Origin of the sequence: Intrasporangium sp. (assembly GCF_039812505.1) — a bacterium.
Taxonomy (GTDB): domain Bacteria; phylum Actinomycetota; class Actinomycetes; order Actinomycetales; family Dermatophilaceae; genus Intrasporangium_A.
In genome coordinates, this window is the sequence record NZ_JBDIAQ010000008.1 from 41878 (window position 1) to 52364 (window position 10487).

The window sequence follows — 10487 nt, forward strand, 5'->3', positions numbered from 1 at the left end:
ATGGCATCATGAGCGAGGGGATGTCGCCGGGCCGCACGGCCGCTTCGCGACCACTACGTCTGCCAAGAGGTGAGAGATGGCGCTTACGCCGGAACAAGTGCTGAACCGGCACTTCCAGACCACCCAGTTCCGCCGCGGCTACGAGGAGCGGGACGTCGACGACTTCCTGGACGAGGTCGTCGCGGAGATGCGGGCGCTGATCGAGCAGCGTGACGACTACCTCAAGCAGCTCAACGACTGCCGGGCGAGCCGCAACCAGCCGGCCGTCCGCGCGGCCGAGGGCGGCACGGCCCCCGCCGCGGCCACCGGTGACCAGGCCGAGCTCGGTGGGCTGCCGGCCAAGGTCCAGGATGCCGAGCGGGCCGTCAAGGCCGCGGCCGAGCGGGTCGCCAAGGCGCGTACCGAGGCCGAGAACGCCGAGCGCACCGCGAAGGAGCGAGTGGAGCGGGCGAACGCGGAGGCGAAGCGCGCCGAGGAGGCGGCCCGGACGGCGGTGGACAAGGTCAAGCTCGACGATGCACAGGCCCGGCTGAACGACCTCAACAACAAGGTCGCGGACGCCGAGGCCAGGCTCGCCAAGGCGCAGCAGCAGGCGCAGCAGGCGGCTGCCACCCAGTCCGGCGCGCAGCCCGTCAGGGCCGAGAGTGCGGCGGCGGCCTCGGACGACGCGGCCGGGGTCATCGCGCTGGCCCAGCGGCTGCACGACGAGCACGTCCGCAACGGCGAGGCCAAGCGCGACGAGCTCGTCAGCGCGGGCCGGCAGCAGCATGACGAGCTCGTCTCCACCGGCCGACGGCTGCACGACGAGGCCGCCCGGGCCGCTGAGGACATGACGGCGAAGGCCGTCGCCCAGCGGGACACGATGCTGGCCGAGGCCACGGCAAAGCGCGACGAGATGCTCACGGGCGCGACGAACCAGCGCGACGCGATGCTGGCCGACGCGACGAGCAAGCGGGACAAGATGCTGGCCGACGCGGCCGTCAAGCGCGACGCGGTGCTCACGCAGGCCCAGGAGCGTTCGACGGGGATGGTCGCCGAGGCAGAGCAGAAGAAGGCCGCGACCCTGCAGCAGCTCGGCCGACAGAAGGACCTGCTGGGCAAGAAGATCGACGAGCTGCGCGGGTTCGAGCGCGACTACCGCGACAACCTGCGGGCCTACATCACCGGCCAGCTGTCGGAGCTGGACGAGGCGGCCGACCTCGCTCCGGCGGGTGAGCGAGATGGCCGCCAGGGCTGAGGCAGGTCGCGCCGGCACGGCTCCTGCCGACCGGCCGTGACGTGCGGGCGGGTCGCTCGAAGCGAGTGCGAGCGACCCGCCCGCGGGCCCGAGGTCGCCAGCCCCTCGTACCGCGACCCTGACCGCGGGCTGGGCGCGAACCGTGCGCGGGCTGTGCATCTGTCCGATGGTGAGACCCGGTACAGGTCCTGTTTGTATCCAGCCGCTGCGGGGCCTATTGTCGGCCCCACTTGTCCACATCGACGGTCATGGAGGGCACATGTCGGCCAAGAAGGCCGCTGCACCGACGGCGGCATCGACTGAGCAAGGGTCCGCCGACCCGTCGGCCGCGAAGACGCCGCCGAGCACCGCCGCCAAGAAGGCATCGGGCACGAGCGCGAAGCCGGCTGCGGCCGCCGCGGAACGGACCGCGCCACGTTCGGGTACCGCCAGAGGCACCACGTCGCCGCGAAAGCCCACCGGCCCGGCGAGAACCGCGACGGCCAGGAAGTCCGCGAGCTCGCCCACGCCCGCTGCTGCCGCCGCCGCGATCCCCAACGGCTCCGGGGCCAGGCGGTCCGGGGTGGGTGCCACGAAGCCGGCCAGCGACGCCGAGGTCCAACGGCTGACCCGGGCCCTGAAGGTCAAGGAGGACGAGGCGCCCTGGACGCCGGAGGAGCTGCGCGCCGTCGGTGAGTTCCTGCGCGAGGAGATCGACTCGTACGAGCGTGAGATCGGGCGGGCCGAGCAGGAACTCGCAAGCCTCATCCTGGACTCCTCGGACGGCGGCGGCGAGGACCAGGCCGACGCAGGGGCCAAGACCTTCGAACGCGACCACGAGATCGCCCTGGCCAACAACTCGCGCGACATGCTGGTGCAGACCGAGCGAGCCCTCGAGCGGCTGCGGGCCGGCACCTACGGGATCTGCGAGAACTGCGGCAGCCCGATCGGCAAGGGTCGGCTCCAGGTCTTCCCGCGTGCGACCCTGTGCATGACATGCAAGACGAGACAGGAGCGCCACTGACCTCGCCAGAGCGCTCGAGCGCCCGGCCACCCCGGCATCGGCCGGACCGCAGGAGCAGGGCTCGCCTGTTCGGCCTGCTCGGGCTCGTGGCCATCCTCGCCTACGTCAGCGACCAGGTGAGCAAGCTCGTCGCGCTGGACCGGCTGGCCGACGGCCGCAGCAGGCCGGTGATCGATGACGTCATCAGCCTCAGGCTGATCGGCAACCCCGGCGCCGCGCTCTCCCTCGGCGCGAGCAACACGTGGGTGATGACCGTCATCGCGGTGGCGGTGCTCGTCGCGATCGTCTTCGTCGCGAAGGACCTCGGCTCGCGGGCGTGGGCGGTGGCGCTCGGAGCCCTGCTCGGTGCCGCTCTGGGCAACCTGACGGACCGGTTCACCCGCCCCCCGGGGGGTGGCCGGGGGCACGTCGTCGACTTCATCGACTACAACGGCTGGTTCATCGGCAACGTGGCGGACATCTGGATCGTGGCGGCCGCGATCCTGATCGTGCTGCTCGCCCTGCGCGGCATCGGCGTCGACGGTCGACGCGACCACGCGACGAGGCACCACGATGGCTGACGTACGGACCGTGCTGGTGCCTGACGGGCTGGACGGCGAGCGGGTCGACGCCGCCGTGTCCCGGCTCTTCGGGCTGTCCCGCACCAGGGCCGCCGACCTGGCCGTGGCCGGGCAGGTCGTGGTCGACGGCAGGCCGGTGCCGAAGTCCGAGCGCCTCGTGGCGGGGTCGATGCTGGAGGTGGCGCTGCCGCAGGCCGAGACCGTCCCGAGGGTGTCGCCCCGGGGGGAGCCGGTACCGGGCATGCGGATCGTGTACGACGACCACGACATCGTCGTCGTCGACAAGCCCGCCGGGGTCGCGGCCCATCCCAGCGTCGGCTGGGACGGCCCGGACGTCGTCGGCGGTCTCGCGGCCGCCGGCTTCCGGATCTCCACCTCCGGGGCCCCCGAGCGGCAGGGGATCGTCAGCCGGCTCGACGCCGGCACGTCGGGGCTGATGGTCGTCGCCAAGAGCGAGGTGGCCTACTCGCGGCTCAAGCAGGCCTTCCGCGGCCGCAGCGTCGACAAGACGTACCACACGCTCGTCCAGGGCCTGCCCGACCCGGTCGTCGGTACGGTGGAGGCGCCCATCGGGCGGCATCCCGGCCATGACTACAAGTTCGCGGTCCGCAAGTCCGGCAAGCACTCGGTCACGCACTACGAGGTCATCGAGGCGTTCCGGCACGCGAGCCTGCTCGCGATCCATCTGGAGACCGGCCGGACCCACCAGATCCGCGTGCACATGGCCGCGCTGCGCCACCCGTGCGTCGGTGACCCGCTCTACGGCGCCGATCCCGGGCTGGCGGCCCGGGTGGGCCTGGACCGCCAGTGGCTGCACGCCGTGGGGCTGGGGTTCGAGCACCCCACGACCGGGCAGTACGTGCACTTCGAGAGCCCCTATCCCGAGGACCTGCAGCACGCCCTCGACGTGGTCGCAGCGTCCTGAGACATCACCTTTCACCTGAGGTTCAAGCTCGGGTGGGGGCAGGGCCAGCCGGGCCCGGCCGGGCCTGCGGCGGCCACGTCATGGGGCCTGACGAGACACCCGGGACGACACGCCGGGCGGTGTCGCCGGCGCGGCTTAGACTCGCTGCGATGCCCACGCAACCCGCGCCCGACAAGAGCTTCGTCCACCTGCACGTGCACACGGAGTACTCGATGCTCGACGGGGCGGCGCGGATCGGTGACCTGTTCGCCGAGGCGGCACGGATGGGCATGCCGGCGCTCGCCACGACCGACCACGGCTACGTCTTCGGCGCCTACGAGTTCTGGAAGAAGGCGCAGGGCACCGGCGTCAGGCCGATCATCGGGGTCGAGGCCTACCTGACTCCCGGCACCCACCGCACCGACCGGAGCAAGGTCAGCTGGGGCGACGGCGGGCGCGACGACGTCTCCGGTGGCGGCGCATACACCCACATGACGATGCTCGCGCAGAGCACCGCGGGCATGCACAACCTGTTCCGCATGACCTCGCACGCGAGTCTGGATCAGGTGTACACGAAGTGGCCGCGCATCGACCGCGAGCTGCTGCAGGCCTACGGCAAGGGCATCATCGTCACCACCGGGTGCCCCTCCAGCGAGATCCAGACCAAGCTGCGCTTCGGGCTGTACGAGCAGGCGCGCCAGGTCGCCGGCGAGCTGCGCGAGATCTTCGGGGCCGACAACGTCTACTGCGAGCTGATGGACCACGGCCTGGACATCGAGCGCCGGGTGCAGCGCGACCTGCTGCGCCTGGCCAAGGACGTGGGGCTGCCGCTGCTGGCGACCAACGACCTGCACTACACCCGCGCGCAGGACGCCAAGGCGCACGCCGCGCTGCTGTGCGTCCAGTCCGGCTCGACCCTGATGGACCCCGGCCGGTTCAAGTTCGACGCCGAGGACTTCTACCTCAAGTCGCCCCAGGAGATGCGCCACGTCTGGCGCGAGCTGCCCGAGGCCTGCGACAACACCCTGCAGGTCGCCGAGCGCTGCGACGTGTCGTTCACCGAGGGGGAGGGGCGCTACATGCCCCGCTTCCCCTGCCCCGCGGGCGAGGACGAGACCTCGTGGTTCGTCAAGGAGGTCGAGTCCGGCCTCCGGCGCCGGTTCCCGCAGGGCGTGCCCGACTACGCCCGCAAGCAGGCCGCCTACGAGCAGGAGGTGGTGATCTCGAAGGGCTACCCGGGCTACTTCCTGGTCGTCGCCGACTTCATCAACTGGGCCAAGCGCAGCGGCATCCGGGTCGGGCCGGGCCGTGGCTCCGGGGCCGGCTCGATGTGCGCGTACGCCATGGGCATCACCGACCTCGACCCGGTGCCGCACGGACTGATCTTCGAGCGCTTCCTCAACCCCGAGCGGATGTCGATGCCCGACTTCGACGTCGACTTCGACGAGCGCCGGCGTGGTGAGGTCATCAGGTACGTCACCGAGAAATACGGCGACGACCGGGTCGCCCAGATCGTCACCTACGGCACGATCAAGGCCAAGCAGGCGGTCAAGGACGCCGCCCGGGTCATGGGTCACCCGTTCAGCGTGGGCGAGCAGCTGACCAAGGCCATGCCGCCGGACGTCATGGGCAAGGGCGTCCCGCTCTCGGAGATCTACAACCCGGAGCACAAGCGGTACAACGAGGGCGTCGACTTCCGGGCGCTGGTCGAGACCGAGCCGCACTTCAAGGAGGTCGTTGCCACCGCCCGGGGTCTGGAGGGCCTGAAGCGCCAGTGGGGGGTGCACGCCGCGGGCGTGATCATGAGCAGCGAGCCGCTCATCGACGTCATCCCGATCATGCGGCGCCTGCAGGACGGCCAGGTCATCACCCAGTTCGACTACCCGAGCTGCGAGTCGCTCGGGCTGGTCAAGATGGACTTCCTGGGGCTGCGCAACCTGACGATCCTGGACGACGCGATCGCCAACATCAAGGCCAACCGCGGCGCCGAGATCGACCTCGACGCCCTGTCCAAGGACATGACCGACGCGGCGACCTACGAGCTGCTCGGCCGCGGCGACACGCTCGGGGTCTTCCAGCTCGACGGCGGCGGCATGCGCTCGCTGCTGCGGCTCATGCAGCCGGACAACTTCGAGGACATCTCCGCGGCCCTCGCGCTCTACCGGCCCGGCCCGATGGGCGTCAACGCGCACACCAACTTCGCGCTGCGCAAGAACGGCAAGCAGGAGCTCGTCCCGCTCGACCCACAGCTGAAGGGCAAGCTGCAGCCCGAGATGGTCGCCGCCCTGGAGCCGATCCTCGCCACCACCTACCAGCTGGTGATCTACCAGGAGCAGGTGATGGAGATCGCGCAGCGGCTGGCCGGCTACACGCTGGGCAACGCCGACCTGCTCCGCCGCGCCATGGGCAAGAAGAAGAAGGAGGTGCTCGACGCCGAGTACGTCCCCTTCTCCGAGGGGATGAAGCGCAACGGCTTCACCGAGGCGTCGGTCAAGGCGCTCTGGGACGTCCTCGTGCCGTTCTCGGACTACGCGTTCAACAAGGCGCACACCGCGGCGTACGGTGTCGTCTCCTACTGGACCGGCTACCTCAAGGCGAACTACCCGGCCGAGTACATGGCCGCGCTGCTGACCAGCGTGCGCGACGACAAGGACAAGTCGGCGCTCTACCTGAACGAGTGCCGGCACATGGGCATCAAGGTACTGCCCCCCGACGTCAACGAGTCGGTCGCCAACTTCGCCGCGGTCGGCACGGACATCCGCTTCGGGCTGGCCGCGATCCGCAACGTCGGCGTGCCGGTCGTCGAGGCGGTCATCACGGCCCGCCGCGAGCAGGGCGCCTTCGCCTCGTTCAAGGACTTCCTGGCCAAGGTGCCCGCGCTCGTCTGCAACAAGCGCACCGTCGAGTCCCTGATCAAGGGCGGTGCCTTCGACTCGCTGGGCGAGAGCCGCCGCGGGCTGGTCGAGATCCACGAGCAGTACATCGACGCGCTCGTCGAGGTCAAGAAGAACCAGGACCACGGACAGGACACCCTGGACATCTTCTCCCTGTCCTCGGCCGGCGGCCCGGACGGCGGGGGTGGCGCCGACGCCTTCGACGGACTGCCCCCCGTGCCCCGGCTCGAGTGGGACAAGCCGACGCTGCTCGCCTTCGAGCGCGAGATGCTGGGGCTCTACGTCTCCGACCACCCGCTGTTCGGCATCGAGCACATCCTCGCGTCGCACGCCGACACGCCGATAGCCACCCTGCTGGGCGACGAGGGCAAGCCGGACGGCACCACCGTCACCGTGGCCGGCCTGATCACCGGCCTGCAGCTGAAGCGGACCAAGAAGGGCGACCTCTGGGCGATCGCGACGGTCGAGGACCTGGACGGCGCGATCGAGTGCCTCTTCTTCCCGTCGGCCTACCTGACCTACGGGCCGATGCTCGCCCAGGACACCGTCTGCGCCGTCAGGGGCCGGGTCAGCTACCGCGACGACGCCATCTCGATCATGGCCCAGGAGCTGACCATCCCCGAGGTCAAGGACGGCCCGCGCGGGCCGGTGGTGCTCACCCTCCCGCTCGGGCAGGTCAACCAGGCCCGCGCCGAGCGGCTCAGGGAGATCCTGCGGGAGCACCCCGGCGCGACCGAGGTCCAGGTCAGGCTGACCCAGCCGGGCCGCTCGGTGCTCATGTCCCTCGACGACTCGCTGCGGGTCAGCGCGACGTCCGCGCTCTTCGGTGACCTCAAGGCGCAGTTCGGCACCGCCGTCCTCGGGTAGTACGGCAGTTCCGGATGCCGCCCAAGGCCGTCCCGCAGGACCCCGCGGTCCGCGCGCGGTGGCGTCACGAGCGCCTCGCCGGGCTGGCGATCGCGCCACCGCCCGGCACCACCGAGCGGCCCGCGGTCGCGGAGCGCCATCTGCGCAGCCACGGCCCCGTCACGGAGCGCGACCTCGCCGGCTGGGCGAACCAGCGGCTCGGTGCGGCGCGCGAGGCACCCGCCCTGCTCGGTGACCGGGTCGTGCGGCACGAGGTCCACGGCCAGGTCTGGCTGCGCCACGTCGAGGGACCGGGCGCCGCCGGCCGGGCCGCTGAGCACGAGCACCTCGCCCAGCGGCAGCCGGGCCCCGGCGGGTCGGAGCGCGGGCCCGAGGAGGACACGCCGCGGGTCCAGCTGCTACCCCAGTGGGACGAGTTCCTGCTCGGGTACCAGACCCGCGACGTCGTGCTCCCTCCGGAGCACGTCGCGCGGGTCGTGCCCGGTCGCAACGCGGTCTTCCGCCCGACCGTCGTCGTGGACGGCGAGGTGGCCGGCGTCTGGCGGCGCACCACCTCGGGCCGGCGGACCGTCGTCGAGGTCGAGCTCCTCCGCCGGCCGACCGCTTCGCTGCGGCGTGCGCTGGAGGCCGGCACAGCGGCATACGGGCGGTTGCTCGGCCGGCCGGCCGAGCTGCGGATCGTGGGGGCCTGACCTGGCGCGCGGGGGGACCCCGGCGTCCCCGCTGCCCCAGCGCCACGGCGTCGACGCGCAACGCATCCGGATGCCGCAGAACGGCCCCTGGACCACGCTGCGCGACCACCTCGTGCATCGGTTCGCTCCGGAGCTGACCGCGGCCGAGGTCGACCGGATGCTCGCCGCGGGGGAGTTCGTGGACGCCGCGGGGGTCCCCGTGCCGGCCGGCGGACCGTTCGTCCCGAGGTCGGTGGTGTGGGCCCGGCGCGAGCTGCCTCCCGAGGTGCCGGTGCCCTTCCGGATCGAGGTGCTGCACCGGGACGAACGCCTCGTCGTGGTCGACAAGCCCCACTTCCTGGCCGCGCTGCCCCGTGGGCGGCACTTCGTGCAGAGCGCCCTGGCCCGGGCGCGGGTGCTCACCGGCCTGCCCGGCCTCGCCCCGGCGCACCGGCTCGACCGGGCGACGGCCGGGGTGCTCATGCTGACCACCGAGCAGCGCTGGCGCGGCGCCTACCAGGGGGTCTTCGCTCGCGGTCAGGTCCGCAAGGAGTACCTGGCCGTCGGACCCGTGCGCGACGACCTCGACCTGCCGCTCGTCCGGCGCACCCACGTCGTGAAGGAGCACGGGGTCCACCAGGCCCACGAGGTAACCGATGCGCAACCGAACGCCGAGACCCTGGTCGAGCTGGTCGAGCAGCGCGGCAGGCTCGGGCTCTACCGGCTCACCCCGCGCACCGGCCGGACCCACCAGCTGCGCTGCCAGCTGTCCGGGCTCGGCATCCCGATCATGGACGACCCGCTCTACCCGGTCGAGCGCCAGGTTGCGGACGACGACTTCACGCGCCCGCTGCAGCTGCTCGCGACGGTGCTCGCGTTCGCCGACCCGGTCGACGGCCGGCCGCGCCGGTTCGAGACGCGGCGCCGGCTGTCCGGCTGGCCGCCCCCGGAGCGGACCACCCACGGGCACGGCCCGGCGCCGGTCAGCCGTTGACGATGGCGCTGAAGCGCCGCATGAACTCGGTCTCCTCCGCCAGCGGCATCAGGCGCACGTCGTGGGCCCGGGTCAGCAGCTGCTCGCTGGGGAAGATCAGCTCGTTCGAGCCGATCTCGGGGTCGGACAGCCTGCCCTTCGCGGACGGCACCGGCGAGACGTAGTTCACGTACTCGACGACCTTGGCCATCATCGCGGGGTCGTAGTAGTGGTTGATGAGCCGCTCGGCGTTCTTCTTGTGCTGCGCCAGCGCCGGGATGACGAAGTTGTCCGACCAGAGCAGGAAGCCCTTCTGCGGCAGGACCCAGCCGAGGTCGGGGTTGTCGGCGAGCAGCTGGACGATGTCGCCGCTCCAGGCGAGGCACGCAGCGGTGTCGCCGGTCACCAGGGGCTTGGTGTAGTCGTTGCCGGTGAAGCTCTTGATCTGGCCGCGGGCGACGGCGTCCTCGACGACCTGGCAGGCCTGCTCGAACTGATCCGCGGTGAAGGTCGCCGGGTCGATGCCCATGTCGATCATGACCATGGGGATGGTGTCCTGCATCTCCGAAAGGAGGGTGACGCGGCCCTTCAGGGCGGGGTCGTTCAGGAGCTGGTCGACGGACTCGACCTTGCGCCCACCCGTGGCGCGCGGGTTGTAGGCGACACAGGTGAACCCGCTCTGCCACGGCAGCGAGTAGACCCGGTCCGGGTCGAAGGCGGCCGCGCGCAGCGCCGGGTCGAGGTTGCGCGCATTGGGGATGTTGGCCATCTCGAGCGGCTGCACGAAGCCCTGGCCGATCAGGCGCCCGACCATCCAGTCGCTGCTGACCCAGACGTCCCGACCGGTGTCGTGCCCGGCTGCCAGGGCCGGGCGGACCTTGGCGTAGAACTCGGCGTTGTCGTTGTAGTCCTCGGTGTACTCGACGGCGATCCCGGTCTGCTTCGTGAAGGCGTCGATGCTGGGCCGACGCCCGGTCTGCTCGTCGACGTCGATGTACTCCGGCCAGTTCGACCAGCGCACGATCCGGTCGACGTCGGACCGGTCGGTTGCCGCGGCCCGCGCGGTGGGTGTGGCCCCCGACCCCGAGCGGCGGCTCTGCGGCGGTGAGCCGCACGCGGCAAGCGTGCCCGCGGCGAGCGCGCCGGCCAGCCCACCCAGGACCCGGCGGCGCGACAGTGCCCCGCGCGCGAAGGCGGCTCGGCGGGCGAGGCTGGACTGGTGGGTCATGACGACTCCTCGGGTGGGCGACTTCGAACAGACTCGACCACAGCACTCGGCGAGGGGCAAGGCTGCCCTTGTGCCGGTACAGTGCCGCCTCCCCGGGAGCGGCCGGCCGCCAGCCGTTACGGGCCATTGACGGCTGTTGTCGTGGTCCGG

The 10487-nt window shown here is 71.5% G+C and carries 9 protein-coding genes; 7 read left to right on the plus strand and 2 right to left on the minus strand.

The genetic code is table 11. The annotated features are described in order from the left end of the window. The first annotated feature begins 76 nt into the window (after positions 1-76). The gene (locus WMI84_RS02510; RefSeq protein WP_347350425.1) at positions 77-1237 is read left to right on the plus strand and encodes a DivIVA domain-containing protein; all 1161 of its coding nucleotides are present in this window, start codon (positions 77-79) and stop codon (positions 1235-1237) included. A 246-nt stretch (positions 1238-1483) separates the two neighbouring features. Here the strand turns inward: WMI84_RS02510 and WMI84_RS02515 are convergent, their stop codons facing one another. Next, positions 1484-1810, minus strand: coding sequence for a hypothetical protein (locus WMI84_RS02515; protein ID WP_347350426.1), 327 nt, complete (start codon positions 1808-1810; stop codon positions 1484-1486). On the opposite strand from WMI84_RS02515, the gene WMI84_RS02520 reads away from it, so the two are divergent. The 6 genes from WMI84_RS02520 (at position 1800) to WMI84_RS02545 (ending at position 9130) form a co-directional block, all read left to right on the plus strand. Continuing rightward, positions 1800-2240: a TraR/DksA C4-type zinc finger protein gene (locus WMI84_RS02520; RefSeq protein WP_347350427.1), complete on the plus strand. Its 441-nt coding sequence runs from the start codon at positions 1800-1802 to the stop codon at positions 2238-2240. The genes WMI84_RS02515 and WMI84_RS02520 overlap by 11 nt on opposite strands. Then, on the plus strand, positions 2213-2800 hold the full coding sequence (lspA, locus tag WMI84_RS02525; protein WP_347350428.1) for a signal peptidase II: 588 nt from the start codon (positions 2213-2215) through the stop codon (positions 2798-2800). The genes WMI84_RS02520 and lspA overlap by 28 nt, the downstream gene beginning before the upstream one ends. Beyond that, positions 2793-3725, plus strand: a complete 933-nt coding sequence (locus WMI84_RS02530) for an RluA family pseudouridine synthase (RefSeq protein ID WP_347350429.1) — start codon at positions 2793-2795, stop codon at positions 3723-3725. The genes lspA and WMI84_RS02530 overlap by 8 nt, the downstream gene beginning before the upstream one ends. A gap of 149 nt (positions 3726-3874) precedes the next feature. Next, positions 3875-7465, plus strand: a complete 3591-nt coding sequence (gene dnaE / locus WMI84_RS02535) for a DNA polymerase III subunit alpha (protein ID WP_347350430.1) — start codon at positions 3875-3877, stop codon at positions 7463-7465. 14 nt (positions 7466-7479) lie between these two features. Then, complete coding sequence (locus WMI84_RS02540) at positions 7480-8157, plus strand: crosslink repair DNA glycosylase YcaQ family protein (protein WP_347350431.1); 678 nt, start codon at positions 7480-7482, stop codon at positions 8155-8157. 70 nt (positions 8158-8227) lie between these two features. Beyond that, positions 8228-9130, plus strand: a complete 903-nt coding sequence (locus tag WMI84_RS02545; protein WP_347350432.1) for a pseudouridine synthase — start codon at positions 8228-8230, stop codon at positions 9128-9130. On the opposite strand, the gene WMI84_RS02550 is transcribed toward WMI84_RS02545, so the two are convergent. Next, complete coding sequence (locus WMI84_RS02550; RefSeq protein ID WP_347350433.1) at positions 9120-10337, minus strand: spermidine/putrescine ABC transporter substrate-binding protein; 1218 nt, start codon at positions 10335-10337, stop codon at positions 9120-9122. The two genes, WMI84_RS02545 and WMI84_RS02550, sit on opposite strands and share 11 nt — an antisense overlap. Positions 10338-10487 lie beyond the last annotated feature (150 nt).